The organism is Cupriavidus sp. CP313 (assembly GCF_054072015.1).
On record NZ_JBSVZB010000041.1, the window covers coordinates 18,383 to 44,144 of the forward strand.

Consider the following 25,762-nt stretch of genomic DNA (forward strand, 5'->3'; position numbering starts at 1 on the left):
CCATGCGCCCGACTCCCGGCCTGGCGATTGCCACCCTGGCCGGCACGCTCGCCTACCTGGCCATCGCCATCGCAGGTTGGGGCGGCATCGCCCCCTTCTTCGCGCACCCCGCGCGCGTGGCCCTGACCCTGGTCCTGTTCGCCCTGTCCATCGCGGCACTCTTCTCCGGCGGCAACATCAGCAGCGGCATGCGCGAGGACCGCGGCAACCGCTGGGTGCTGGCAGTGTTTGGCGTGCTTGGGCTGCTGGCGGCGTACCTGCCGCCCTTTACCGACCGTATCGGCTTCTGGACCCTCGATGGCGACACCATGCGCTGGATCGGCGTGGCGCTGTTTGCCGGCGGCGGCGTGCTGCGGCTGTGGCCGGTGTTTGTGCTGGGGCGGCGCTTCAGCGGGCTGGTGGCGATCCAGCCGGGGCATACGCTGGTGACCACCGGGATCTATGGCGTGATCCGGCATCCGAGCTACCTCGGCTTCCTGGTCAGTTCGCTGGGATGGGTACTGGCGTTCCGCTCCGGCGTGGGCGTGGTGCTGACGCTGCTGATGGTGCCGGTGCTGCTGGCGCGCATCCAGGCGGAAGAAGCGCTGCTGCGCGACCAGTTTGGCGACGAGTACGCGTCGTACTGCGACCGGACCTGGCGGATGCTGCCGGGCATCTACTGATCGCGGCGCAGCGGCGCCCCACGCACTTGGCAGATCAAATTGCCAGTCATCAAGGGTTATCCCTAGTCATTCATTCCCATTTTCCGGGACTAGCGGTTTTGATTTATGGGAATCAGGTCCTATTCTTGGGCCCTATGTTGAATGCCGTCGACAACCCCACCGCCGTGAAGCCCGCGACACCCACGCCTGCCGAACCCGGCCAGCCCGCGGGCGGTGCCGATCGCGTGCTGTTCGTGCTGGCGGCGCTGGCGCAACACGGCGCGCCGATCACGGTGCGCGAGCTGGTTGCCAAGACCGGCCTGCCCAAGAGCACGCTCTACCGGCAACTGATGATGCTCAAGCGCTGGGGCTTTGTGCTGGAGTCCGACGGTGAATACGCGCCGGGCCCGATCAGCCTGCAACTGGCGCTCGGCTTTGACATGGCCTCGCACCTGGCGCGCGAAGCCTTGCCCGACATGCAGCTGCTGGCGCAACAGTCCGATGAAAGCGTAGGCCTGGTCGTCGCCGTCAAGGATCACGCGGTGTGCCTGGAGATGGTGGAGAGCCGCCAGTCGCTGCGCTGCTCGTTCGAGAAGGGCCGCGGTGTGCCGCTGCGCGCCGGTGCCTCGGCCAAGTCGCTGCTGGCGTTCATGCGCGATGAAGCGCGCGAGCGCCTGGTCCGGGCCCAGTGCGAGCCAAGCGAAGCCGAACGGCTGCTGGCCGAGCTCGCCGCCATTCGCGAGACCGGCTACGCCGTCAGCGAGGGCGAGGTGGATCCGGGCGTGTGGGGCGTGAGCGCGCCGCTCTTCTCGCGGCGCAGCAAGGCCGATGCGCTGGGTTCCATCACGCTGATGGTGCCGGCCACACGGCGGCAAGGGCGCGAAACCGCGCTGATCGACATGACCGTGGCAGCGGCGATGCGGATTTCCGCCCGGCTGCAGTCTTACTGAATACCAAGTAATTCATTACCGCCGCCGTCGGCAGAACCATGCGACGGCAGATCCCTCGTTCCCGAGAATAGGAGACTTCCATGAACCTTCGTCGCAAATGCCTGATGGCCGGCCTGGCAACCCTGACCACCCTGACCCTCGGCACCGCCGCGCACGCGCAGGACAATGCCGTGCTGCGCGTGGCCACCGACGCCACCTTCCCGCCGATGGAATTTATCGAGAACGGCAAGCGCACCGGCTTTGACGTGGAGCTGGTGGAGGCCATGGCCAAGACGATGGGCAAGCGGGTCGAATGGACCGACATCGACTTCAAGGGCCTGATCCCCGGGCTGGTCTCGCGCCGCTTCGACATGGCGGTGTCCGGCATCTACATCACCCCCGAGCGCCGCAAGGTGGTGGACTTCACCGAGCCGTACTACGTCGGCGGCCTGGTGGCGCTGGTCAAGAGCGGCAACACCACCGTCCACGCCCCGGCTGACCTGAACGGCAAGAAGGTCAGCGTGCAGGTGGGCACCAAGTCAGTCAGCTTCCTGCGCGACACGTATCCGCAGGTGCAGCGTGTGGAAGTGGAAAAGAACCAGGAAATGTTCAACCTCGTCGAGATCGGCCGCGCCGATGCCGCCGTGACCGGCAAGCCGGCCGCGATGCAGTACGTCAAGACCCGCGGCGGCCTGCGCATGGTGGAACAGCCGCTGACCACCGAGGAATACGGCATGGCCGTGCGCAAGGACACGCCCGAGCTGACCCGCGCCCTCAATGCGGCGCTCGCCAAAGTGAAGGCCGATGGCACCTACGCCAGGCTGACCCAGAAATGGTTCGGCACGGCCGCCAAGTAAGCCGCGCGGATCATCACCATGGAATTGGATTTTTCTCCTGTTTTTGCCGGCTGGCATGACATCGTCCACGGCGCCGTCATCACCGTGGAGGTGACGGCCTGCGCGCTGGTGCTGGGCTGCGTCATGGGCCTGCTGGTCGGCATCGGCCGGCTGGACCCGAATCGCCGCGTCATCTACGGCATCTGCACCACCTACGTGACCTTCATCCGCGGCACGCCGCTGCTGGTGCAGCTGTTCCTGCTGTTCTTCGGGCTGCCGCAGTTCAACATCCTGCTGCCGGCCTTTGTGTGTGGCGTGATCGGGCTGGGCATCTATTCCGGCGCGTATGTGTCGGAAATCGTGCGCGGCGCCATCCAGTCCGTGGACAAGGGCCAGATGGAAGCCGCCCGCTCGATCGGCATGTCTTCCGGCCAGGCCATGCGCGCGGTGATCCTGCCGCAAGCCATCGTGCGGATGATTCCGCCGCTGGGCAACGAGTTCATCGCCCTCATCAAGAACTCGGCGCTGGTGTCGCTGCTGACCATTGCCGACCTGATGCACGAGGGCCAGAAGATCATCAGCGTGTCGTACCGGTCGCTGGAAGTCTATCTGGCGATCGCGCTGGTTTATCTGATCCTGACGAGCGCGGCCGGGCTGATCCTGCGGCGCGCCGAACAACGGCTGCGCATGGGAGGCATGGTGCAATGAGCGATTCCGCAATCATCCGGATCCGGAACCTGGGCAAATCGTTCGGCGGCCATACGGTCTTGCGCGGCATCGACTTCGATGTGGAGCCGTCGCAGGTCGTGGTCGTGATCGGCCCCAGCGGCTCGGGCAAGAGCACCTTCCTGCGCTGCTGCAACGGCCTGGAACAACCCGAGGCCGGCACCGTCGACATCGTCGGCAAGCGCCTGGTGACCGACGGCCAGCCGATCGGCGAGCACGAGCTGAACCAGCTGCGCACGGAAGTGGGCATGGTGTTCCAGTCGTTCAACCTGTTCCCGCACCTGTCGGTGCTGCACAACGTCACGGTGGGTCCCCGCATGCTGCGCGGCGCCTCGCGCGAGGAAGCCGAGCGCAAGGCGACGGGCCTGCTTGAGAAAGTTGGCCTTGCGCACAAGGCCCACGCCATGCCCGCCAGCCTGTCGGGCGGCCAGAAGCAGCGCGTGGCCATTGCCCGCGCACTGGCCATGGAGCCGCGCGTGATGCTGTTCGACGAGCCGACCTCTGCACTGGACCCCGAGCTGGTGGGCGAAGTGCTGCAGGTGATGAAGGTGCTGGCCGCCGAAGGCATGACCATGGTCGTGGTCACCCATGAAATGGGCTTCGCCCGCGAAGTGGCCGATGTGGTGGTCGTCATGGATGGCGGCGGCATCATTGAGGCCGGGCCGCCGTCGGTCATCTTCTCGGCGCCGACGCAGGAACGCACGCGCGGCTTCCTGCAGGCCGTGCTGACGCGGGCGTGAGGATGGCTGTGACGCAGAATCCCTGGCAGGGCCGTGTCGACAACGGCGAGCGTGGCGACACCACGCGCCTGTTCCGCATCGTGCACGCGCTGCAAGCGGCAGACGCGACGCCCCTCGGCGGCGCGCCGGTATTGCTCGGCTTCCGTTGCGACGCCGGCGTGCTGCGCAACCAGGGCCGTCCCGGCGCCGCGCATGGCCCCGACGCCATCCGCCAGGCGCTGGCCAACGTGCCGGCGCACGGGCTGCCCGCGCTATACGACGCCGGCAATGTCAGCTGTGAGGACGGCGACCTGGAGTCAGCCCAGCTGGCGCTGGCGGGCACCGTGCGCGACGTGCTGGCGCGCGGCGGCCTGCCGCTGGTGCTGGGCGGCGGCCATGAAGTGGCCTGGGGCACGTGGCAAGGCCTGCGCGCGCACCTGGATGCGCAGGACGATGGCGGGCGCGTGCTCATCATCAATATCGACGCCCACTTCGACCTGCGCACCAGCCGGCCCGCCAGCTCCGGCACGCCGTTCGACCAGATCGCCAACGCCTGCGCCGAACGCGGGCAGCCGTTCGACTATGTCTGCCTGGGCGTCAGCCGCCTCAGCAACACGCCGGCGCTCTTCAGCCGCGCCGACGAATTGGGCGTCTGCTACGTGGAAGACGTGGACATGCAGGAGCGGCACCTGGCATCGCGCCTGGCCGAACTGTCGGCGCGCATCGATGCCACGGACCACCTGTACCTGACCATCGACCTCGACGCGCTGCCGGCAGCCGTGATGCCGGGCGTGTCGGCACCCGCCGCCTATGGCGTGCCGTTGCCGGTGGTGGAGGAAGTGTCCATGCTTGCCCGCCGCAGCGGCAAGCTGCGCGTGGCCGACCTGGCCGAGTACAACCCGCAGTACGACCGCGACCACCAGGGCGCGCGCGTGGCTGCGCGGCTGGCCTGGCGGCTGCTCGGCTGACCTTCAGGGCTGACCTTCAGATCACGCAGCCCGGCCGCCCCTTAGTTGGCAACCGCAGCGCCCGGCGATAGTATTGCCCTTCGCTAGATTTAGCGATTCTGATCAGAATTGATAAAGCGAGGCGAGGGCAGTCCTGCGCCGGCGCGGCCGTCTTGCCGCGCCCCCGGGCCGCCAGTCGCCACTTACCAACTGCGGGGCGGAAGGGTCTGCGTGATCGAACAAATCGTCATCGTCGGCTTTCGCCGGCAGGTGCGCCGTGCGCATCTGCCCTTCTTCATCATCTGCCATGCCAACCGCGTTTCGGTTTGTGGGCGCGAGAGCGGCCCTTGTGAGCGTGGAATCTTCAACCGTCAGCCTACAGGCGGATATCAACGGAAGTTGGCGTCGCGAATAGCTTGGGTTCCTTGCCGAGCGGAAACCCGATCACGTACAGGACGTTAGCTGGCATTGGCTTGTCCGGATCCGAGCCCCCCTCCAGCAGCACTTTGCGCTCGGCATAGCGTAGCGAAACGCCAAGGGTCTTGAGCACATCGATGTTGGCTTGCATCTTGTCAGCCGCCTCGCGCTTCTGCGCTTCGGTGTAGGCGTCCTGGCAATCCCGGTAGTTGCGGAAATTTTCCATCAGCGCGGCGAAGCGTTTATCCGCTTCGCCGCCCATCTCGAAGGCCAGCTGCGACATGTCCATCGTGCTGGTCTGCGCCAGCTCGACCAACTGCTTACCCGTGGTCAGCGGAATCGCCGTGAAGGTGATGTGCTCGCGGTCGAACTGTTCCTGCACAGCCTTGAGTTCGTCTTCGGGTGGAATCGCGAATGGCTTGTTGAGCGCGTCGATGTCCAGGAAATCGAATGCGCTGGCCAGCGCCCGGCAGGTGTCGGGGCCGGCGGGCCAGCCTAGCTCGACGCGCTGAACGGTTCGCACGTTGAGCCCGGCGATCACGGCCAACTGCTCTTGAGTCCATTGCCGGGCGTCGCGGAACACCTTGATGCAGACAGCCAGCTCGGCGGGAGTCAGTAGGCGTACTGGTGGCGTGTTTTCCGTCGCGTTCATTGCGTTGCTCCTCCGTCATCGACCGACGTGGCCAGCCGTGCTGGCCACGCCATTGCGCATGGCATGGCCGCACCTGGCGAGGGGCCGGAATGCAAGCAAGAATCCGACAGTGGCCAGCACTGCCACATAGTGAGCAGGCGCCATGGTGTCGTGCTGCAGCCACAGCGTGAGGATCATCGGCGTGAGGCCGCCAAAGACTGCGTAAGACATGTTGTAGGCAAACGAGAGACCGGTGAACCGCACTGGTGCCGGAAAGGCGCGCACGCCGGCAATCGGCACGGTGGCGATGGTGCCGACGAACAGACCCAGCAGTCCGTAGTGCCAGAACAGCGTGGCAGGCGTGCCGGGCAGGCTGCCGTAGAAGAGGTAAGCGGTTATGAACAGCCCGCTCCAGCCGATCAGCATGACGGCGCGGGTGCCGATGCGGTCGCACGCCCATCCAACGATCACGCAGCCGATGGTCAGCGTAAGGGTGGCGAACGCATTGGTCTCGAGAGCGAGCGCGGCGGGAATGTGATGGACCTTCTGCAGGTAGGCGGGCGTGTAAAGCACCACCACGACGATGGAGGTCGAAAGTACCCAGGTCAGCAGTGCCACGAACAGACTGGCCGAGCGGTGATCGCGCAGCACGGTGCGGATCGGGAGTTCGCGCGCCAGATTGCTGCGGTCAGCCAACTCGCGGAACACGGGGGTCTCATGCAGAAACCGGCGCAGGTAGACGGACACAAGTCCGAACACGCCGCCCAGGAGGAAGGGAATGCGCCAGGCGAAATCGCTCACCTGTTCAGGCGTGTAGTGTCGATTGATGGCGACCGCAACGAGCGAACCCAGCAGGATGCCGCCCGTGATGCCAGAGGTCAGCGTCCCGATGCCGAAACCGTAGTGCCGGCTCGGCACGTGTTCGCCGACAAACACCCAGGCACCGGGCATCTCGCCACCGATGGCCGCGCCCTGCAGCACCCGCATCGCCAGCAGCAACAGTGGCGCCGCGACGCCGATGCTGGCGTAGGTGGGCAGCAGGCCGATCATCAGCGTGGGCGCTGCCATCAGCAAGATCGACAGCGTGAACATGCGCTTGCGGCCAAGCCGGTCACCAAAGTGGGCGATCACGATGCCGCCAAGCGGGCGTGCCAGGTAGCCGGCGGCGAAAATGCCGAACGTCTGCAGTTGTCGCAGCCAGTCTGGCATGTTGGGCGGGAAGAATAGCGCGCCCAGCACCGTGACGAAGAAGACGTAGATGACGAAGTCATAGAATTCGAGCGTGCCGCCAAGGGCAGCCAGGGCCAAGATCTTGTAGTCGCGAGCAGCCAGCGTGCGTGCCGGAGCGGGTAAGACGCCGCCCAGTACGCTCAGGGGACTCACAGGTGGTTCCTGTTGTGGATTCACGGTCGGTCCTCGTCAGGTTGTGATCAATGGACTTCGGTCAGGGCTGGTCCTTTTGAGACCAAGACCCCATCGTTTGCGCGTGAGCGATGCCGCCCAGGCATGCGCCACGCTGCATGGAAGCACCCGGGCATCAAGTGGTGCCAACGCCATCGGTCATTCCATGTTGTTTGCGCTGAGCGAACAGCGGCAGCCCCCGCTGCAACTAATGAGGCGCCGTAGGGGCTGCCTGGGCAGCCATCAGGAATGGACCAACTGGATCGGTCAGTCGGGAATCGAGCCGTCGAGCTGGGCTAGCAGCGCATACGCCGATAGCGGTCGCGTTGGCTGGAAGTACAGGTCCCGGAGAATCGGCCTTTTGAGCGGTCCAACGATGGATGCGAGGTCAGACAGCCTTACGTGGCCCAATTCGGGCATGCCGATGCCCACGTCGCACAAACCGTAGGCGGTGTCACCATCCGTCGGATCCAGCGCGGCCAGTAGCCAGGCCGCATGCGCGTCAGGGGTAAACAGCCGCACTATGGGCAGAGGGTCGCTTCCGTGATCGGCTGCGTACGCGTGGCCGTTTGCGAGCAGTTGCTCGCGTTGTTCTGCAGTAATGAGCGTTGGAACCATGGGTTGCAGCCTCCTAGAACTCGAACGTGAAACCTCTTAGATCGCAATCAGCCTTCATACCTTGCAGTCATGAGACTTATACGTTGCATTTTGACGGCGCAAACATAGATAAATACGGAAGAAAGTCACCCTTCTCTATAATATTATACGAATTTGTTTATTATTTGCAAATCCTAGGCTGGACGGACAACTGCACCGCCGAAAAACTGCAAGCCTTCGGCAATGAAGTGCAGGATATGAAACTCGAGCAGGCGTTCGGCCAAGCGGTACGATTCCGACGCAAGGCTATCGGCCTAAATCAGGAAGCCTTGGCTGAACGGGCGGGCTTGCAGACTGCCGCCGTGAGTCGCGTGGAGAGAGGCGACGGATCCCCGAACTTGCGCACGATTGAGCGAATTGCAACAGCGCTGAACGTCCGTGTTTCGCAACTGCTTCTGCAGGCAGAGACGCTGCTACCTGTCATGGAAAGCGCCGCGCTATCTGGCAACGAGCCTGCAAGTAAGGCAAAGTAGACGGGCAACTTGTGGGAACCAACTGGATTATTGGCTTCACTGGTAAGCTGGCTACGCAGTAGAAGCAGCTTGATCGGCACAACAGAGGACCTAGGCACCTGTCTAAGCGAGCTTGATCACCACAGGGTGCCGGCCTTCTTGCTGACGCGGCCGGTGGATGAGCGGTTGGTGCGCGGGGGATTGGGCGAGCGTGGCTGATATCGCCGGTCGATCAACACCTGCACCCTTGCTGGCTAGATCGGTGCCCTGAGCTTTCATGGGGTACAGCGGCTTCGGGCCCGCAGCATTGCTGCCGGCCAGCCCTACCGCAGGTCGCGGCGCCGGCCACGGCCGGTACGCGCAAATCGCACGCGCAGAATGGCTAACGACCTCAGCACCGTTCAGCGCTTCACCCCCACACGCCCAACCTTTGCCGCCCGCTTCACCGGCACCAGCGTGGCCGCTGCTTCCTCAGCGTCATCCGCATTGACCAACACTCCCGCCGACACAATATAAGCCGCCGCGCTCTCAATATCCCCACGCAGCGCCGCACACGCTGCCGCGCTGTCATGCCTGCGCAGGGCTTCGACCAGGTTGTCGTGATGCTTCACCGCGACGCGCTCTTCCACGCGGCGTGATCCGGAGCGGAGGTCGTGGTTCAGGATCGGACCAATGCGCAGCCACTGCGACTCGATCATCTGCAGCAGGATCGGCATGCGCGCCGCCGCGTAGACGGCAAAGTGAAAGGCCTGGTTCGCGGCGATGACATCAGCGCCGTCGGGACTGCGCTTCGACATCTCGTCGGCAAACCGGCGGTGCAGTGCCTGTACCTGCTTCAGTTCCTCATCGGTGATGCGCTCCGCTGCAGTCGCGGTGGCGAGTCCCTCCAGTTCGATCCGGATCTTTGTGATTTCCTCGAACTGGCTGACGCTCATCCTCGGTACCCGCAGTGCACGGTTTGGCGTGAGCTCAAGTGCCTGCTCGGCAACGAGGCGATGCACCGCTTCGCGCACCGGCATGACGCTGACGTTCAGTGCGGCGGCAATGTTGCGCAGGGAAATCTGCTCGCCCGGCATCATCTGGCCGCTGATCAGCAGGTCTCGCAGCTGCGTGTAGACATCGCGGCTGAGCGTCTGGCGGACAAGAGGCGTCACAAGGTCATTCAGGGTCATGCCGCGAAGCATAGCACATAGGGTTATTCTCTATATTTGATCTGTGATCACAGTTTTAATCTTCGTCCGGAAGGCAGGCAGCCGCCTGTTCCCAAGAGGATTGGAATCATGTGGAAGGATGAATCGCTCGCCGGCAAACGCGTACTAGTGACCGCTGGCGCGGACGGCATTGGCCTGGAGATCACACGGGCCTTTGTGGAGGCGGGCGCCCGCGTTGCGGTTTGCGACGTGGCTGGCGGCAGTCTCGAACGTGTCTGTGCCGAGTTGCCCGGCGTGGTGGCAGTCAGGGCCGATGTGTCGAAGGAAAGCGACGTCGAGGCGCTGTTCCAGGCGGTGGATGGCGCCTTTGGCGGCCTGGATGTGCTCGTCAACAATGCCGGGGTTGCCGGCCCGACCGGCGGTGTCGAAACACTCTCCCTGGCCGACTGGGAGCGCACGCTTGCCGTCAACATCACCGGCCAGTTCCTGTGCGCGCGCGCCGCGGTGCCGCGCCTGCGGCAGGGGCGCTCGCCGTCGATCGTCAACCTGTCCTCCGCTGCCGGGCATCTCGGCATGCCGGGCCGTTCCGCCTACTCCGCGTCGAAATGGGCCGTGGTGGGCTTTACCAAATCGCTGGCGCTTGAACTGGGCGCGGATGGCATCCGTGTCAACACGGTGCTGCCCGGTGCGGTCGACGGCCCGCGTATCCGCGCCGTCATTGCCGCGAAGGCCGAGTCGCTCGGCAAGCCGCTTGAGGAAGTCACGCGCAACTACACGTCGCAGGCGGCACTGTGCCGCATGGTGACGATGCGCGACATCGCCAACATGGTGCGCTTCCTCTGCAGCGACCAGGCGGCCAATGTGCACGGCCAGGAAATGGTCGTGGACGGCCTGACCCAGGCGCTCAGCTAGCGCGCACAGCGCATTCCGTGGGCCGCCGGATATCCGCGGCCCGCAGCCAGACAACACCCGACCAAGGAATCACCATGGCCAAGCGAGCCAAAGCCATCATCACCTGCGCCCCGACCGGCGCCATCCACACGCCCAGCATGTCGCCCCACCTGCCGGTGACCGCCGACGAGATCGCAACCGCCGCCATCGACGCGGCGCGCGCAGGGGCCGCCATCCTGCACCTGCACGCCCGCGACCCGAAGGACGGACGCCCGTCGCAGGACCCGGCGCTGTTCCGGCCGTTCCTCGCCAGGATCAGCGCCGAGACCGACGCCGTGATCAATATCACCACCGGCGGCAGCCCGCACATGACGGTGGAAGAGCGCATGTTGCCGGCCACGACCTTCAAGCCGGAGCTGGCCTCCCTGAACATGGGCTCGATGAACTTCGGCCTGTTCCCGATGCTCGACCGCTTCAAGGAATTCCAGCACGACTGGGAGCGCGAACACCTGGAGAACAGCCGCAACCTGATCTTCAAGAACACCTACCAGGACATCGAGAACATCCTGCGCATCGGCAATGCCAACGGCACGCGATTCGAGTTCGAGTGCTATGACATCAGCCATCTGTACAACCTGCGGCACTTCCTTGACCGTGGCCTGGTCAGTGGCCCGGTGTTCATTCAATCCGTCTTCGGCATCCTGGGCGGCATTGGCCCCGATCCCGAGGACCTGATGCACATGCACCGCACCGCCCGACGCCTGTTCGGCGATCAGTTCCGCTGGTCGATCCTGGGCGCCGGCCGAGGCCAGCTTCCGCTGGCGACCATCGGCGCGGCAATGGGCGCCAACGTGCGCGTTGGCCTGGAGGACTCACTCTGGATCGGTCCGGGCCAGCTGGCGGCATCGAGCGCCGAGCAGGTCACGCGCATCCGGACCGTGCTCGAAGCCCTGAACATCGACGTGGCCACGCCGGACGAAGCCCGCGACATCCTCGACCTAAAGGGCGCGGCAGGCACCGCGTTCTGAACCGGCGGGGCCGCCACGGCCCAGCCCCGCCCAACCATCGAACACTGAAGACATCAACCAGGCAGAACGGGTGACGCGCGGCCCCAGGGCGTGGCGCCATATCCGCCGATGGAGACTACGCACATGCAGACCGTACCCGCCTCAGGCGCGCCGCCGCTGGCCGCGCCGACAGACCGCCCGCTGACCGCACTACTGTTCCGCAAGCTCATGCCCTTGCTGGTGCTGTCCTATGTGATCAGCTTTCTCGATCGCACCAACATTGCACTCGCCAAGACCCACATCGCTGTCGACCTGAACATCTCGGCCGCGGCCTACGGCCTGGGCGCGGGTCTGTTCTTCCTCAGCTATGCCTTGCTGGAAATCCCGAGCAACCTGATCATGCATCGGGTCGGGGCGCGCTTCTGGATCACACGCATCATGGTGACGTGGGGCCTGCTGTCCGCGGCGATGGCCTTTGCCCAGGGCGAGACCTCCTTCTACATCATGCGCGTGCTGCTCGGCGCGGCCGAGGCGGGGCTGTTTCCCGGTGTGATGCTCTATCTCACGTACTGGTTCGGCCGCGAGGATCGCGCGCGGGCGGTGGGCTACTTCCTGCTCGGCGTCTGCATCGCCAACATCGTCAGCGGCCCGCTGGGCGGCGCGCTGCTGGGCATGGATGGCATGTGGGGCTTCAAGGGATGGCAATGGATGTTCGTGCTGGAAGGCCTGCCTGCGGTTTTCCTTGCCGCGGTGGTCTGGAAGAAGCTGCCCGACGGTCCGGACAGCGCGCCATGGCTGACGCCAGCCCAGGCGCAGGAAGTCCGCAGCCGGCTGGCCGCGGAAGCCGCCGATGCCAGCGCCGGCAAAGGTGGCCACTCGTTCCTGGGCGCCATGCGTGATCCGCAGGTCTGGCTGGCGATCTTCATCTACTTCTGCCATCAGATCTCGATCTACACGGTGATCTTCTTCCTGCCGGGCATCATCGGCACGTACGGCAAGCTCACGCCCGTGGAAATCGGGCTGCTCAATTCCCTGCCCTGGATAGCCGCCGCCATCGGGGCCGCATGGCTGCCCCGACATGCCAACACCCCACGGCGCGGCCGCCGCCTGCTCTGCCTGGGGCTGGTCGTGATGGCAGGCGGCCTGCTCATTGCCGCCTTCGCAGGCCCGGTGATGGCGCTCGTCGGCTTCTCGCTGACCGCGCTGATGTTTTTCGTGGTGCAGTCGATCGTCTTCCTGTTCCCGTCGTCCCGCCTGAAGGGCGTGGCGCTGGCGGGTGGACTGGCCCTCATCAATACCTGCGGGCTGGTGGGCGGATTCATCGGACCGTCGGTGATGGGCATCATCGAACAGGCGACCGGCAGTACGCGTAACGGACTGGTCATCATGGCGGGCCTGTTGCTTGTCGCCTGCGCGGTGGCACCGTTTCTGCGGCAGGGGCAGGAACGCTGAAGGGCTTAAGCGTCACCGTACTGGCCGAGCTGCAAAGGCAGGGGCCGGTTCGCCCGTGCAAGTATGTTCGTGTCCGCACATATCCCTGCGTTGAGGCCGCGTATCAAGGGAATATTGGACAGGGACTGCCCGGCAGTCCCAAGCCTCCGGACTCGCCGGTGCGAAAATTGAAGAAGTACGTGGAGGGGATGCAATGGACAGGCGCACGATCCTCGCAGGAGCCGCAGCGTCAGCCGCAGTGTTGCTTGTCAGCCAGGGCGTGACTTACGCACAGCAACTTCGAAAGCCCTTTCGGGTTGGCGCGCTGATAAACGGGGCTGGCATCGTCGACGGAAAGCCCAATCCCGCCTTCGAAGGACTCCGCCATGGCCTGGCGCAACTCGGGTACGTCGAAGGCACCGATGTCATCTATGAGGGACGCTTTGCCGAAAACAGGCTTGAACGCCTACCCGAGCTCGCGATCGAACTGGTCAGCCAAGGCGTGGATGTCATAGCCACGTATGGCGGCCCCGCCACCAACGCGGCACGAAAGGCGACTACGACGATTCCGATCGTAGCCTCGATCGTTGCCGATCCGATCGCGATCGGGGTCGCAGCAACGCTGGAGAGACCCGGCGGCAATATCACCGGGGCGACGAACAATGACCCAGACCTTCCGTCCCGGCAACTCGACATCCTCAAGGCGCTCATCCCCAGACTTGAACGCGTTGCCGTTCTTAGCGACTCAGACATCCCTGGCGCCGACGCCAGCGGTTTGGCGCCCATAGAGCGCGCCAACGTCGCCGCTGCGCATGCGGCTGGCGTGACCCCTCAGGTACTGAAAGTACGGGGACCGAAGCCCGATCTGGAGGCTGCGTTCAATGCCATGGAAACCGGTCGCGCCCAGGCGCTGATAGTGCTCGAAGTTCCCGCGCCGCTTGCAGAGCGCAAGCGCATTGCAACATTGGCTACGAGTCGTCGGCTGCCGACCATGTTCTGGGGAGGCGCGCACGATTCGGGCGGCCTGCTTAGCTACGGCACAAGCGTTGCGAAAAACTTCCCCCGCTTGCCGGTCATCATTGATCGGATATTGAAGGGCGCAAAGCCTGCGGAAACCCCGTTCGAAGTCGTCTCGCGCCGCGAACTCGCTATCAATCTCAGGACTGCTCGCGAGTTGGGATTGACGATTCCTCCCGATTTGCTGAAGCGAGCTGACCGCGTCATTGAGTGACTGATGCTGGGACGGGGCTCGCGTCATCATGGCCCCTATTTGGGCCCCTCATTGAATGCCTTGAACTTCTTCACGTCTGCCACCTTGTAGAACAGCTTCAACGTAGCATTCTTCGACGGCGGGATTCGGCCCACGAAGGCAGACCTCACGAAAGCGGCTCTGCCGTTTCCATTGCTTTCCATCACACACACATATCGGCGCCCACGCTGGCGCAGCACCGCGAAAGCGCCAAGGCTCGGTTCCTCAACCCTTGTGGGCTGAAGCTTGCCCACAGCAACCGCTCGATTGATGAATCCGCGACGCGGCCCGACGAAGATGTAGTCGTTGCGTCCGTGCTTGCTGGTTGCATAGCCGAATGGATCTTCGATAAGTGCCCTGACCGCTAGCGAATCGGGCCTTAGGGACGGCGCGCGCAAGACATGGCCCGGGGGAATATGCTCCAGCACTGTGCGAACACGCGAAAATGAAACCGACCGAGACTCGTTGATTCCTAGGTGACCTGTGGTTGCGACTGAGAATTGAGCTGTGCCACAAAAAGGAGGCCAGCCACACTTAGCGCGAGCCTTTGCGAAGGCGCGGACCGAAATTGTGACTGCCACTTCTGCGATTCGGACGATTCGAACTTGCGCAGAATTTGCGTCCCAAGCATCACAAATTCTGGCGCGAGTAGCACGGTGGTGTCGCATCAAGAGAGGACGCAATGTCCGTCCCAGGCCGAGTCGTTTATTTGTGATTTTTCTCAACTATTTTGAGAACCTACATCGCGGCTGTCGGCCCACAAAATAGTCGGCAAGAGGGGTCTTACAAATCAAAGACCTAGCCACCTTTTCTGTGAATCAAATCTTCACTATTTTCAAAAAAGATGGAAATTTCCTACCGAAGTCACAAAATAGATGACATCACCCGTAGGAAGAGCTCCCGACGAACTCACTAGAGCGTTTCACCTCGACCACGTCTTCTACCGTTGCTGAATAGCTCACCGCCCACCAGCCGCATACTCGGTTCGTTGATTGGAGCGAGCCATGAAAGCAATGCGACGGTGCGCCGCCTGCGGCCAACCCTTCCTCCCACGTCCCCAGGTACCACGGCAGTGCTATTGCTCGGGTGCCGCCTGCCAGCGCGAACGCCGGCGCCGATGGCAAAAGCAGCGCCTTCATACCGATGCCGACTATCGCGACAACCAAGGGCGGGCGCGCTCAGCCTGGCTCATGCGTCACAGGGATTACTGGTCCCACTATCGGGCGGAGCATCCGGCATATGTCGAGCGCAATCGAGAACAGCAACGCACCAGAAACCACCGACGACGGCTGATTGCAAAGATGGACGTGTCATCCGTCCCGGCGCCAATCCCGTCGGGCATCTACACCCTCCAGCCCCAGGCGTGCGCTGGCGTTGCAAAGATGGACGTCTGGACGGTGGAAATCGTTGTATTACCGCCGGCCAGAGCCCCTTCTGTCCATGATTGCAAAGAGATGACGTGAGGCGTATCGCCAAACGGCCTGCTATTGTGGATCCGTGCGCTCTCCCCGGAACGGCGAAGGGCTTCCAGACGATCCCATTCGCATCCTCGTAAGAGTCCACTGGTATCGGGCATTGCACGAGCAACGGTGGATCCATGAGCGTGAGAGCGGGTTCGCACATTGGTTCGTGATCATCATGGCAGTCGATCAATCTACCGAGGCCGCACCATCAAAGAGCATGGCCCTGCGTGCTGTCGAATACGTTCGGATGTCCACGGAGCATCAGCAGTACTCCACGGAGAACCAGTGCGACAAGATTCGCGAGTACGCCTCCAAGCGGAGCCTCGAGATCGTCCGCACATACGCTGACCAAGGGAAAAGCGGGTTAAGAATCGACGGCCGAGAAGCCTTGCAGCGCCTCATCCACGACGTCACTAGTGGCATGGCCGACTTCCAGGTGATTCTGGTCTATGACGTTAGCCGCTGGGGCCGGTTTCAGGATGCTGATGAAAGCGCGTACTACGAGTACGTCTGCCGGCGCGCCGGGATCCAGGTCGAGTACTGTGCCGAACAGTTCGAGAACGATGGATCGCCGGTGTCAACCATCGTGAAGGGCGTAAAACGTGCAATGGCCGGCGAATACAGCCGCGAGCTCTCAGCCAAGGTGTTCGCGGGACAGTGCCGGTTGATCGAACTCGGATTTCGGCAAGGCGGCCCAGCCGGCTACGGTTTGCGGCGGGTCCTGCTTGACGAGCATGGTCTCATGAAGACCGAACTTCACCGTGGGGAACACAAGAGCCTCCAGACAGATCGCGTCATCCTGATGCCCGGACCAGACAATGAGATCCGGATCGTCAATCTGATCTACAACTGGTTCATCGATGAATCGCTAAATGAGTATGAAATCGCGGCCCGCCTGAACGGCATGCGGGTCCGCACGGATTTGGGCCGTGAGTGGACTCGTGCAACTGTCAGGGAGGTACTGACCAACGAAAAGTACATTGGAAATAACGTCTACAACCGCGTCTCGTTCAAACTCAAGAAGATCCGTGTCGTGAACTCATCAGACATGTGGATTCGCAAAGATGGCGCATTCAAGCCGATCGTACCACCGGATGTCTTCTACACCGCGCAAGGCATCATGCGTGCCCGGGCACGCCGGTATAGTTCAGAGGAACTGATCGAGCGGCTGAGGAATTTATATAGGAACCGCGGCTTCCTGTCAGGCCTGATCATCGATGAGACAGAGGGCATGCCATCATCTGCCGTGTATGCGTACCACTTCGGCAGCCTGATCCGCGCCTACCAAACTGTTGGCTTCACACCGGACCGAGACTATCGCTATCTTGAGATCAACCGGTTCCTGCGCCAGTTACATCCAACGATTATCACGCAGACAGAGCAGGCCATAGCCGATCTTGGCGGAACCGTCGTGCGCGATCCGGCGACCGACCTCCTGGACGTCAATCGTGAATTCACTGTTTCGCTCGTCTTGTCACGCTGCCAGCCACATGAAAACGGTCGGAACCACTGGAAGGTTCGGTTTGATACGAGCCTACTGCCGGACATCACGGTCGCGGTTCGATTGAATGGACAGAACGATGCACCGCTCGACTACTACCTACTACCTCGGCTAGATTTCGCGCAGCCTGGTATTCGCCTGGCGGAACGTAACTCCATAGAGTATGAGAGCTATCGCTTCGACACGCTGGACTACCTCTATCACATGGCAGAGCGCGCCAAACTGCGGAGGGCAGCATGAACGCGAAGCATCAGCCAGGCGAGATCCGCATGATTCCGATCGATCAGATCGAAGTGATCAATCCACGTGAGCGCAACAGTCGGGTCTTCGAGGAGATCGTGGGGAACATCAAGACAATCGGCCTCAAGAAGCCGATCACCGTAACACCCCGTGCCGGCACCAACGGCGCAGAAAGGTATCTTCTGGTGTGTGGCGAGGGCCGCCTGAAGGCATTTCGCTCGCTTGGTGAAACGACCATTCCGGCGATGGTGGTGCATGTCAGCGACGAGGACGCGTTCATCATGAGCCTCGCTGAAAACATCGCTCGCCGGCAATGCCGCCCGCTAGAGTTGCTCGCAGGCATTCGGCAACTGCAGGATCAAGGATACTCTCCCAAGATCATTGCTGAGAAGACTGGCCTGACACAAACGTACGTCCAGGGCATACTGCTACTGCTTCAGCATGGTGAAGAGCGCCTTCTGATAGCTGTTGAGAAGGGCAAGATCCCACTGACCGCGGCGCTGTCTATCGCTGGAGCCGGCGATGACGACAAGGCGATTCAAGCAGCCCTTCAAGAAGCGTACGAGTCAGGGAAACTCCGCGGCAAACAACTAATGACCGCACGGCGAATCATCGAACGTCGGCAGACATTAGGAAGGTCGGCCGCCAGATACATGACAGCCAAGAAAGCTGACGTCACAACGTCCAGCCTGGTTCGGACGTACGAGAGCGAGGTAGAACGTCAGAAGGCCATGGTTCGCAAGGCCGAGTTCACACAGCAGCGGTTGCTGTTCGTCGTCGGAGCTCTCCGTCAGTTGTTCGCCGATGAAAACTTTGTGAATCTCCTGCGTGCCGAGTCCCTGGCCACACTTCCTCAATACCTCGCAGAGCGAGTTTGGCCAGTCGGAGGGTCGCCATGACTGGCGTAACGCTCGGCTTCGTGCCGGAACCCCTCTCCGTACCAGTGATCTGCATCCTCCCTTCGCGCAAAATCCCGGCCGGGATCGCCAACACGCGCAAGTTCAAGCAGATCCGATCCTCCATTGAGGAAGTCGGTCTGATTGAGCCTCTATCTGTGACGGCAGTCGACCACCAGTCCGGCCACCATATGCTACTCGACGGCCACATTCGGCTAATGGCCATCCGAGAGCTCGGATTTGTGGACGCGCCGTGTCTCGTAGCAACTGACGACGAAGCGTATACATACAACAACCGTATCAATCGGCTTGCCACCATCCAGGAACACTACATGATTCGCCGCGCGATTGACCGAGGCGTCTCGCCAGAGAGACTGGCAAAGGCTCTTTCGGTCGACGTCAGCCTGATCATCAAGAAGGTCAACCTGCTTGATGGGATCTGTCCGGAAGCAATTGAATTGCTAAAAGATCGGCAGTTTTCGCTGGAGGTCACGAGGGCCATTCGGAAGATGAAACCCACCCGCCAGGTAGAGTGCGTGGACCTGATGGTGGCTGCTAACAATATCTCTGTCGCCTACGCGGAAGCTCTATTAGTTGCGACGCCCGCAACCCGACTCGTCGATGGCAAGAAGCTGAAGAAGCTAACGGGCATCACACAGGAACAGATGGCAAAGATGGAGCGCGAGATGGGCAACCTACAGGATCAGTATAAGGGCGTGGAACAGACCTATGGCCAAGATGTGCTGAACCTCGTTCTCGCTCGAGGATTCTTGACAAAACTGCTGGAAAACGAATCAGTTTTCAAGTACCTGAGTAATCGGCAGCCCGACCTTCTCCAGGAGTTCCGATCGATCTTGGAGATTACGTCGCTCGATCAATAGGTCATCATGATGCCGCCATCAGATGCGGTGGATCGGCATGATTCATCCGATAAGACGAACATCAGTCACGGATACCACTTGTGCATGTGCTAGCGTGGCGCCGATGTCGGGCTCAAAACTCCCCCAACACCCACCCACTAATCACCGCAAAATACTCCCTCAACCAAGCGTTGTACCGCAAATAAGCTGGCGTATCCGCCCCAACCCCTACCACCACCTCGAATCCCGCCTTCCGCGCAATCTCCTTAGCCCGCATTAGGTGAAAATCACTGGTCACCACGATCAGTGGGTCCGCGGCACTCACACCCTGCTGCTCCAGCAACCGGCGGCTGAAGCGCAGGTTCTCTTCCGTGCTGGTGCTATGGCTCTCCCGGATCAGCCGCGCCGGCGCCAAGCCGTGCGCGATCAGGTAGTCCGCCATGATGTCCGCCTCACGGCACGGCAGCCCGAAGCCCTGGCCGCCACTTACCACCACCCGCGCCGCAGGCCAATGTCGTGCCAGCCTCATGCCTTCATCCAACCGAGCCACCAGCGTTGGTGAGGCCGCGCAATGCGGGGTCCCGGAGCCAAGGATGATTATGGCCCTGGTTGCATTGCCTTCGGCGCAGCTTCGGCAATGGCTCGGCTGATGACGTGGAAGAACACCGCCACCGTTGCCAGCCATACCGCGAATGCAGTCCAGCCTGCCCGCCAGATCCATCGACGCCGCGCGCTGGCGGCACGCCATTGCGCCACGACTTCCCAGCGCCATGACAGCGCAAGGCACACCGCGCCGATCGCACCGGGGAGCACGACACCAAAGTTGAATAGCCCCATCAGCATCAGCGCGATGGCATCACCCAGCAGCAAGGCGCCCGCCAATGCCAGGCCGATGCGCCGCCGCGGGGGCGCGGGTCTTTATGTCAGCCCGAAAGGCTCCCCCGCCGCGGCCCGCCCCTTTTGGGGCGTACGTAGGCGAAAGACGAGAGGATACCGCTTCGCTGCTCGTCCGGTGTACGTGGGTCACTACGCACCTCCACTGGGGAGTAAGCCGTGTTGAGTGACAATAGGCCGATCCTGAATTTTGCTTGAAAGGATGTACATCGGAGAACATGACGGGCGCGGATTGGCATCGGTGCCGGCAGGCGGGATGGCGAATCTCCTGTTTTGGTTATCGAATGAGACGAACCTACACTGTCGCTGCGTTCTGGCTAGCGGGTGCGGCGACCACTTGGGCCGCCTGCTGGATCGGAAGTCGAGTGACCTTCCGACTCGGTCTCGGCTGGAGCTTTCAAGACTTGGGGGATTGCTGGGACGTGGGTGTTTGCACTGTGCCCGCCTGGTACACGCTCTTGCTCTACCTCTACGTTCTGGGGCCATCGATTGTGTTCGCAGTGGTGGGCTGGAGGGCTTGCGACGCTACGCCGAGGCGCCTCGTCCAACTGCTGGGCCTACTCGTTGTGGGCACGGCATCGCTCTACTGGTGACATATGCGATGAGGTGGTGTCCAATGCCGCTCGCTGTCGAACCTTTCTTACACTGAATCGAGCAATCGCAATGCAGGGAATGAAAACGAAGGCGTTCTGGCGCCGCATGGGCCTTGCGCTATGCGGCGCCGTGCTTCTTGTCGATGCCATCGCATTGACGACCCTTGGCCTCTTCAACTTCGGCATCGTCCTGCCAGGCTGCATCGGCGCGTCATTCCTGCTCCTTGCATGGCAGTGGCCCCGCGTAGCCCACTGGCGAGCAGCCAGCCATAGGCGCCAGCAACTATGGCAAGCAGCATGGATCGCGTTCGCACTGTGGCTGGCGACAGTGGCCGTCTTCTTCCACAGCATCCACCGCAGCACCGAAGCCGCCATCCCAGGAAGCTCGTCCGTGAAAGCCATTGTCATCCTCGGCTCCGGCACGCCGAACTGCGTCGCCTCGCCAACGCTGGTTGCGCGGCTTGATCAGGGCTTGAAGCAGGCTCGGCGGTGGCCGCAGGCGAAGGTCGCGGTCAGTGGCGGGCAGGATTACGGGCTGCAATGCCGAGAGGCGGACATCATGGCTGAGTATCTGATTGCCCGCGGTGTCGCAGCAGACAGGGTGCTCCGGGAAGGGCGTAGTACCAGCACGGAGGAGAACCTGGTGTTCAGCCGGCGCTTGCTTGAAGAGCAGGGCGTCGCCGCCACCGATCCCATTGTGGTGGTGACCAGCGATTTCCATGTACAGCGGGCAGTGCGGATTGCTCGGAAGGCAGGGTTCGCGGAGGTCGCCGGAGTCGGGGCTGGAACGCCGCTCTATCTTCGATATAACGCCTGGCTCCGTGAGTACTTCGCGGCGATCAGCGGATGGATGCTGAGGGAGTATTGAGGCTTCTGAATCCGTTATGTCGCCGCACCTCCATTACTAATTGCGACAATCAGAGTCTCGCGAATCTGGCGGGACTCCATTCTTCCGTCAACGCGTAGTAATGGGCGGGTCGAACGAATAACCTTCGGCCGTCCAACCGATCAGGTTGCCACACCTGAGCCAGCGTCTTTGTGCGGATTCCACTGCCGTGAAAGACGCCTGATGTCCCTCTGCGCGGGCAGGACAGCGGCGCCCAAATGTCTGTGGCGAAAATGCCTTAGCCCCCTTTTGGGGGGCGTCAATCAGGCCGGAATGGCACATAGTTGCCATATTGCATTGCCAACGAGGCTGGCAGCAGTACGCACTATCTGGTGTTGGCCTATGTCTTGCATTGGCCGGTGGACGGGCGCGGTTGCCTTGCACCAGCGTGGGGCGTATCGCTGGTTGGCGCCGGAGGCGGTGCTGGCGGATGCGGGCGTGCACGCCTATACGAAGGCGTACTTCGCATGAGGCGGGCCATGTCCGGTATCGAGGCCCACGTGCCCACGAGTCGAGCGGGACATGATCACGACGTGACGCCTTCGGCATGCGTCGGCCCGGCTCCACGCGGTGAGCACGGGGCTAGAGTGCGTGCTGCTTGTCGGGTTCGCTGACCTCGACTAGCCTGCTATCGATGTCGATTCTTCGCTGCGCTGCGATACCCATTTGATGCCGGAACGCTCGACCACCCGATATGGCAAGGCGCTGCAGCGCCTGCACCAGGTCTTTTCCCCGTTGAACCTGGCGGCGGCGGCGTGGCTGATTGCAACATGGGCGTTCGCGGCGTTTCAGCTCGTGAGCGAGCGGGACCGCTTGCTGCACGACGCCGCGGAGCGTACCCAGGCGCAGGCCCAGGCGTTCGGCGCGTACTCGAAATCCAGCATCCTGCGGCTGTCAGAGTTCCTCCTCGACCTGCGGGCCAGTTGGCTGGTCGGCCAGCCGGGATTCATCGACATGGTGCGTGAGCGGGAGAACCTGGTGGTGGACCTGTCGTTCCAGGTGTCGGTGATCGACAAGCATGGCCTGCTCATCTACTCGTCCATCGCCCCGCCCGCTCCCGGCCAGAAGGTCGACCTGAGCGAGCGCGAGCATTTCCGGGTCCATCAGAACGCGGGCGGGCGCGACATGCTGTTCATCAGCGACCCGGTGAAGGGCAAGGTCTCGCGCAAATGGTCGATCCAGTTCACGCGCCCCATCCTGCGCGCGGGCAGCTTCGACGGGGTCATCGTGGTCTCGGTCAGTCCGGAGCAGTTCGCCAGCTTTGCGCAGACGTTCACTAACCACGATGGCGAAGTGGCGTCGGTCATCAAGACTTCCGGCCAGGTCATTGCGCGCGTGCCGGCCCTGGAGGGCACGCTGGCCAGGGCGGTCAGCAACAGGCCCTACCTCGCCAGCGGGTCGCCCCAGTCTGGTAGTTATCGGGCGGTGTCGGGCTCCGAAGGCGTGGAGCGGGTCTTCGGCTATTACCGTATGCCGGAGTTCGGGCTCAATTTCGTGGTGGGCGAGTCCGTCGACCTGGTGCTGGCGCCCTACGAGGTCTATCGCCGCGTTGCCCTGGCCGGTGCCATTGCTTCCACGCTGCTGCTTGGCCTGTTGTACTACAGCCTGCGCCGCTCCATGGGGGAGCGACGGCGCCATATGGAGGAGATGCGGCTGGCTTCGCTGGTCTATTCATCCAGCAGCGAGGCCATGGTAGTGACGTCGCTCGATGGCACCATCATCGACGTGAATCCGGCCTTTGCCGCCGCCACCGGCTATACAGCCAAGGAGGTCAAGGGCCGCCCGGGCTATATCGTCAGCGGGGCAGGCAATGCGGCAGGGCTGGTCGAGCGCCTGCGGGCCACCGTGGCAGCCAAGGGCAGATGGAGCGGCGAATTCTCGATCCGCCGCAAGGACGGCAGCGAGTTTCCCGCCTACCTGACCGTGGATACCTACCTGGCCCACGCGTATGGCGAGCGCCGCCGCGTTGCGCTGATCCATGACATGACCGAGAAACGCCAGGCGGAGGAAGTCATCCGGCACCAAGCGAATTTCGATGCGCTCACGGATCTGCCCAACCGCCGCCTGTTCTTCGACCGGCTGAGGCAGGAGATCGAGCGTTCGCGCGGCACGCAGGATGTGCTGGCGCTGCTGTTCATCGACCTGGATCGCTTCAAGGAGGTGAACGATACCCTCGGCCACGACCAGGGCGACCTGTTGCTGCTGGAGGCGGCGCGGCGCATTGCGGCATCGGTACGCGCGTCGGATACCGTGGCGCGGCTGGCCGGCGACGAATTCACCGTGATCCTGCCCGCGGTGGGCGATGCCGGCGTTGCCGGGGGCATTGCCGAGGCCATCCTGGAGCGGATTGCCGCGCCTTACCGCCTTGCCGGCGAGCTGGTGGTGGTGTCGGCCAGCATCGGCGTGGCGACCTACCCCAAGGACGCGGACAACGCCGAGGACCTGCTGGTGTGCGCCGACCAGGCGATGTTTGCCGCCAAGGAGGAGGGCCGCAATCGCTGGAAGGTATTCACCCAGGCGCTGCTGCAGGCGGAGAGGGAGCGCCTGCGCATCACGCAGGACCTGCGCACGGCGCTGGCGTCCGGGCAGTTCGCGCTGCACTACCAGCCCATTGTCGATCTGCAAACGGGCAAGGTCTGCAAGGCCGAGGCCCTGATCCGCTGGGACCATCCGGTGCGCGGGCCGATCCACCCGGCCGATTTCATTGCCGTTGCGGAGGAATCCGGCCTTATCATCGACATCGGCCGCTGGGTGCTGACCGAAGCGCTGGACCAGCTTGCGCGCTGGCAGGTGGTGCTGGGCAAGGGCTTCCAGATCTCGGTCAACAAATCACCAGTGGAGTTCTGCGCGCCTGCGAGCGGGCCCGAGTCCTGGTCCAGCATGATCGAGCGCAGGAACGTGCCGGTGGGCAGCCTCGTCATCGAGATCACCGAAGGCTCGCTGATGGAGCAGAACGCCGATGTCATGGACCAGCTCTCCCGCTTCCAGGCGGCCGGCATCGAGATCGCGCTCGACGACTTCGGCACCGGCTACTCGTCCTTGTCGTACCTGCGGCGCCTGGACATTGACTACATCAAGATCGACCAGTCCTTCGTCCGCTCGCTGACGCGGGGGCCGGACGACGTGGCCTTGTGCCGCGCCATCATCAGCATGGCGCATGCGCTGCGCATCCGCGTGATTGCCGAGGGCGTCGAGACCGAGTCGCAGCGCGACATTCTGCTGGCTGCCGGCTGCGACTACGGGCAAGGCCACTTCTTCTGTCCGCCGGTGGAGGCAAGCGCGTTCGAGGCCTACGTGAGCGCCGTGACTTGAGGCGAGCGGCGTCCTTCGGTGCCTTGGTCGGGGGCTCGTCTGGGCCTCGTCCGTGCGCTTGGTTTCGGGGCATTCCCTGCCTTGCCGCTTGCACTGCCAATGCTGCAGGCACAGCGGGCGCGCACACCAACCTGGACGAGGGCTTAGAGCCAGCCCTTGCAAGGTGATATGGAACAAGAGGCAACGAAGCTTCGAAAACTCTGTGTGGGCCCTCCTTCGTGCTCGCCCATCCGAATGACAAGGACGGCGGGCCTTTCTCACCGATGCAAGGAGGTTCGTAATACAACCCACCACCCCCGCTCCGCAGCATTTCGCCCTCGCTCAAAAACAAGCCCAATTAACCCAAAACCTAGCCGTAGCCGACCGCGCCCTCGCCCGTCGCCTCGCCAGAACCACCTTGCCCCCCGTCGTCACCCTCGAAGACCACATCCTCGAAACCAGCGCTGGCCTCCGCCCCAACCTCTCAGCGCCCACAGGCCGAGCCAATAAGAACCCCTGCCCCCGATCACACCGAGGATGAGAAGTTTAGGCGGACTATTCGGTCTGCGCCGTTGGAGGTTGTGTTGCCGGAGTTGATTTTCGAGTCGTAGGTCGGGGCAACGACCCTCCAGCATGGGCCCGAACTTCCAGCTTCAGGGATAGCGGCCGTCACTGCGAAATCTGAGAGCAAGGAAGCAGAAAAGACAAGGGGCGCCGAAGCGCCCCGAATGCAGGAACGGCGGGCTTGTCATCGCCTGTTGCCGTCCTGGCTCCCTCAACGCCGTGGCGGAGGGAGACTCAGAATCCCTTACGGGAACCACTAAATATTAGCAAAACGCTTGCAGAAGTGAATAGTCCCATGCTTTGAGCTTCAGCAATAGCAGCCGTCACCCCTTCGTAAGGGGTGGCAGCGCTTTAGTTCTCCTGCAGCCATGAGGCCGCAGGAGAACTAAAGCGCCATCCTGCGGTGCCTTGTGCCCCGAGCACGTCAATGATCGGCTCGATACCTCAAACACTGGCAGATCGCGCACCTGCCGCTCAACGCGGTCACGC

The 25,762-nt window shown here is 62.8% G+C and carries 23 protein-coding genes; 17 read left to right on the forward strand and 6 right to left on the reverse strand.

Annotation, left to right across the window (positions count from 1 at the left end; all coding sequences use genetic code 11):
- Positions 1-2 precede the first annotated feature (2 nt).
- The 6 genes from ACW4E8_RS35690 (at position 3) to hutG (ending at position 4,819) form a co-directional block, all read left to right on the forward strand.
- The gene (locus tag ACW4E8_RS35690) at positions 3-662 is read left to right on the forward strand and encodes a methyltransferase family protein (protein WP_456808807.1); all 660 of its coding nucleotides are present in this window, start codon (positions 3-5) and stop codon (positions 660-662) included.
- A 134-nt stretch (positions 663-796) separates the two neighbouring features.
- A complete protein-coding gene (locus tag ACW4E8_RS35695) occupies positions 797-1,591 on the forward strand; it encodes an IclR family transcriptional regulator (RefSeq protein ID WP_456808841.1) in 795 nt (264 codons plus the stop codon).
- Positions 1,592-1,671: 80 nt separating this feature from the next.
- A complete protein-coding gene (locus ACW4E8_RS35700) occupies positions 1,672-2,427 on the forward strand; it encodes a glutamine ABC transporter substrate-binding protein (RefSeq protein ID WP_456808808.1) in 756 nt (251 codons plus the stop codon).
- Positions 2,428-2,445: 18 nt separating this feature from the next.
- Positions 2,446-3,114, forward strand: coding sequence for an amino acid ABC transporter permease (locus ACW4E8_RS35705; protein WP_456808809.1), 669 nt, complete (start codon positions 2,446-2,448; stop codon positions 3,112-3,114).
- The gene (locus ACW4E8_RS35710; RefSeq protein ID WP_456808810.1) at positions 3,111-3,872 is read left to right on the forward strand and encodes an amino acid ABC transporter ATP-binding protein; all 762 of its coding nucleotides are present in this window, start codon (positions 3,111-3,113) and stop codon (positions 3,870-3,872) included. Before ACW4E8_RS35705 ends, ACW4E8_RS35710 begins: the two co-directional genes overlap by 4 nt.
- Before the next feature lie 2 nt (positions 3,873-3,874).
- On the forward strand, positions 3,875-4,819 hold the full coding sequence (gene hutG, locus ACW4E8_RS35715; RefSeq protein ID WP_456808811.1) for a formimidoylglutamase: 945 nt from the start codon (positions 3,875-3,877) through the stop codon (positions 4,817-4,819).
- 355 nt (positions 4,820-5,174) lie between these two features.
- Here the strand turns inward: hutG and ACW4E8_RS35720 are convergent, their stop codons facing one another.
- The 3 genes from ACW4E8_RS35720 to ACW4E8_RS35730 all read right to left on the reverse strand — a co-directional run bounded on the left by ACW4E8_RS35720 (position 5,175) and on the right by ACW4E8_RS35730 (position 7,865).
- Positions 5,175-5,867, reverse strand: coding sequence for a helix-turn-helix domain-containing protein (locus ACW4E8_RS35720; RefSeq protein WP_456808812.1), 693 nt, complete (start codon positions 5,865-5,867; stop codon positions 5,175-5,177).
- A 15-nt stretch (positions 5,868-5,882) separates the two neighbouring features.
- Positions 5,883-7,229, reverse strand: coding sequence for an MFS transporter (locus tag ACW4E8_RS35725; protein ID WP_456808813.1), 1,347 nt, complete (start codon positions 7,227-7,229; stop codon positions 5,883-5,885).
- A gap of 285 nt (positions 7,230-7,514) precedes the next feature.
- Positions 7,515-7,865, reverse strand: coding sequence for a DUF2958 domain-containing protein (locus ACW4E8_RS35730; RefSeq protein ID WP_456808814.1), 351 nt, complete (start codon positions 7,863-7,865; stop codon positions 7,515-7,517).
- An 83-nt stretch (positions 7,866-7,948) separates the two neighbouring features.
- Between ACW4E8_RS35730 and ACW4E8_RS35735 the strand changes: the two genes are divergently transcribed.
- The gene (locus ACW4E8_RS35735; protein ID WP_456808815.1) at positions 7,949-8,377 is read left to right on the forward strand and encodes a helix-turn-helix domain-containing protein; all 429 of its coding nucleotides are present in this window, start codon (positions 7,949-7,951) and stop codon (positions 8,375-8,377) included.
- Positions 8,378-8,757: 380 nt separating this feature from the next.
- Here ACW4E8_RS35735 and ACW4E8_RS35740 read toward each other — a convergent pair whose 3' ends face one another.
- On the reverse strand, positions 8,758-9,540 hold the full coding sequence (locus tag ACW4E8_RS35740; protein WP_456808816.1) for a GntR family transcriptional regulator: 783 nt from the start codon (positions 9,538-9,540) through the stop codon (positions 8,758-8,760).
- A gap of 96 nt (positions 9,541-9,636) precedes the next feature.
- Between ACW4E8_RS35740 and ACW4E8_RS35745 the strand changes: the two genes are divergently transcribed.
- From ACW4E8_RS35745 to ACW4E8_RS35775, 7 genes are all read left to right on the forward strand, one after another.
- Positions 9,637-10,419, forward strand: coding sequence for an SDR family oxidoreductase (locus tag ACW4E8_RS35745; RefSeq protein WP_011614306.1), 783 nt, complete (start codon positions 9,637-9,639; stop codon positions 10,417-10,419).
- Between the two features lie 74 nt (positions 10,420-10,493).
- Positions 10,494-11,426, forward strand: a complete 933-nt coding sequence (locus tag ACW4E8_RS35750; protein WP_456808817.1) for a 3-keto-5-aminohexanoate cleavage protein — start codon at positions 10,494-10,496, stop codon at positions 11,424-11,426.
- A 123-nt stretch (positions 11,427-11,549) separates the two neighbouring features.
- On the forward strand, positions 11,550-12,857 hold the full coding sequence (locus ACW4E8_RS35755; protein WP_456808818.1) for an MFS transporter: 1,308 nt from the start codon (positions 11,550-11,552) through the stop codon (positions 12,855-12,857).
- A gap of 193 nt (positions 12,858-13,050) precedes the next feature.
- Positions 13,051-14,067, forward strand: coding sequence for an ABC transporter substrate-binding protein (locus ACW4E8_RS35760; RefSeq protein WP_456808819.1), 1,017 nt, complete (start codon positions 13,051-13,053; stop codon positions 14,065-14,067).
- 1,656 nt (positions 14,068-15,723) lie between these two features.
- Positions 15,724-17,289 (forward strand): recombinase family protein, encoded by a 1,566-nt coding sequence (locus ACW4E8_RS35765; protein ID WP_456808820.1) that lies wholly within the window; start codon positions 15,724-15,726, stop codon positions 17,287-17,289.
- Complete coding sequence (locus ACW4E8_RS35770; RefSeq protein ID WP_456808821.1) at positions 17,286-18,188, forward strand: ParB/RepB/Spo0J family partition protein; 903 nt, start codon at positions 17,286-17,288, stop codon at positions 18,186-18,188. Before ACW4E8_RS35765 ends, ACW4E8_RS35770 begins: the two co-directional genes overlap by 4 nt.
- Positions 18,185-19,066 (forward strand): plasmid partitioning protein RepB C-terminal domain-containing protein, encoded by an 882-nt coding sequence (locus tag ACW4E8_RS35775; protein ID WP_456808822.1) that lies wholly within the window; start codon positions 18,185-18,187, stop codon positions 19,064-19,066. The genes ACW4E8_RS35770 and ACW4E8_RS35775 overlap by 4 nt, the downstream gene beginning before the upstream one ends.
- A 112-nt stretch (positions 19,067-19,178) precedes the next feature.
- Here the strand turns inward: ACW4E8_RS35775 and ACW4E8_RS35780 are convergent, their stop codons facing one another.
- On the reverse strand, positions 19,179-19,730 hold the full coding sequence (locus ACW4E8_RS35780) for a YdcF family protein (protein WP_456808842.1): 552 nt from the start codon (positions 19,728-19,730) through the stop codon (positions 19,179-19,181).
- Positions 19,643-19,915, reverse strand: coding sequence for a hypothetical protein (locus tag ACW4E8_RS35785; protein ID WP_456808845.1), 273 nt, complete (start codon positions 19,913-19,915; stop codon positions 19,643-19,645). Before ACW4E8_RS35785 ends, ACW4E8_RS35780 begins: the two co-directional genes overlap by 88 nt.
- Before the next feature lie 696 nt (positions 19,916-20,611).
- Here ACW4E8_RS35785 and ACW4E8_RS35790 point away from each other — a divergent pair.
- From ACW4E8_RS35790 to ACW4E8_RS35800, 3 genes are all read left to right on the forward strand, one after another.
- Complete coding sequence (locus tag ACW4E8_RS35790; RefSeq protein ID WP_456808823.1) at positions 20,612-21,400, forward strand: YdcF family protein; 789 nt, start codon at positions 20,612-20,614, stop codon at positions 21,398-21,400.
- Between the two features lie 687 nt (positions 21,401-22,087).
- Positions 22,088-24,730, forward strand: coding sequence for a bifunctional diguanylate cyclase/phosphodiesterase (locus ACW4E8_RS35795; RefSeq protein ID WP_456808824.1), 2,643 nt, complete (start codon positions 22,088-22,090; stop codon positions 24,728-24,730).
- Between the two features lie 280 nt (positions 24,731-25,010).
- Positions 25,011-25,250, forward strand: coding sequence for a DUF1484 family protein (locus ACW4E8_RS35800; RefSeq protein ID WP_456808843.1), 240 nt, complete (start codon positions 25,011-25,013; stop codon positions 25,248-25,250).
- Positions 25,251-25,762 lie beyond the last annotated feature (512 nt).

Excerpts from the sequence above, each read along its gene's own strand:
- ACW4E8_RS35690 (WP_456808807.1), top strand. The coding sequence starts at position 3 with ATGCGCCCGACTCCCGGCCTGGCGATTGCCACCCTGGCCGGCACGCTC.
- ACW4E8_RS35695 (WP_456808841.1), top strand. The coding sequence starts at position 797 with ATGTTGAATGCCGTCGACAACCCCACCGCCGTGAAGCCCGCGACACCC.
- ACW4E8_RS35700 (WP_456808808.1), top strand. The coding sequence starts at position 1,672 with ATGAACCTTCGTCGCAAATGCCTGATGGCCGGCCTGGCAACCCTGACC.
- ACW4E8_RS35705 (WP_456808809.1), top strand. The coding sequence starts at position 2,446 with ATGGAATTGGATTTTTCTCCTGTTTTTGCCGGCTGGCATGACATCGTC.
- ACW4E8_RS35710 (WP_456808810.1), top strand. The coding sequence starts at position 3,111 with ATGAGCGATTCCGCAATCATCCGGATCCGGAACCTGGGCAAATCGTTC.
- hutG (WP_456808811.1), top strand. The coding sequence starts at position 3,875 with ATGGCTGTGACGCAGAATCCCTGGCAGGGCCGTGTCGACAACGGCGAG.
- ACW4E8_RS35720 (WP_456808812.1), bottom strand. The coding sequence starts at position 5,867 with ATGAACGCGACGGAAAACACGCCACCAGTACGCCTACTGACTCCCGCC.
- ACW4E8_RS35730 (WP_456808814.1), bottom strand. The coding sequence starts at position 7,865 with ATGGTTCCAACGCTCATTACTGCAGAACAACGCGAGCAACTGCTCGCA.
- ACW4E8_RS35740 (WP_456808816.1), bottom strand. The coding sequence starts at position 9,540 with ATGCTTCGCGGCATGACCCTGAATGACCTTGTGACGCCTCTTGTCCGC.
- ACW4E8_RS35745 (WP_011614306.1), top strand. The coding sequence starts at position 9,637 with ATGTGGAAGGATGAATCGCTCGCCGGCAAACGCGTACTAGTGACCGCT.
- ACW4E8_RS35750 (WP_456808817.1), top strand. The coding sequence starts at position 10,494 with ATGGCCAAGCGAGCCAAAGCCATCATCACCTGCGCCCCGACCGGCGCC.
- ACW4E8_RS35755 (WP_456808818.1), top strand. The coding sequence starts at position 11,550 with ATGCAGACCGTACCCGCCTCAGGCGCGCCGCCGCTGGCCGCGCCGACA.
- ACW4E8_RS35760 (WP_456808819.1), top strand. The coding sequence starts at position 13,051 with ATGGACAGGCGCACGATCCTCGCAGGAGCCGCAGCGTCAGCCGCAGTG.
- ACW4E8_RS35765 (WP_456808820.1), top strand. The coding sequence starts at position 15,724 with ATGGCAGTCGATCAATCTACCGAGGCCGCACCATCAAAGAGCATGGCC.
- ACW4E8_RS35770 (WP_456808821.1), top strand. The coding sequence starts at position 17,286 with ATGAACGCGAAGCATCAGCCAGGCGAGATCCGCATGATTCCGATCGAT.
- ACW4E8_RS35775 (WP_456808822.1), top strand. The coding sequence starts at position 18,185 with ATGACTGGCGTAACGCTCGGCTTCGTGCCGGAACCCCTCTCCGTACCA.
- ACW4E8_RS35780 (WP_456808842.1), bottom strand. The coding sequence starts at position 19,730 with ATGGCTGGCAACGGTGGCGGTGTTCTTCCACGTCATCAGCCGAGCCAT.
- ACW4E8_RS35790 (WP_456808823.1), top strand. The coding sequence starts at position 20,612 with ATGAAAACGAAGGCGTTCTGGCGCCGCATGGGCCTTGCGCTATGCGGC.
- ACW4E8_RS35795 (WP_456808824.1), top strand. The coding sequence starts at position 22,088 with ATGCCGGAACGCTCGACCACCCGATATGGCAAGGCGCTGCAGCGCCTG.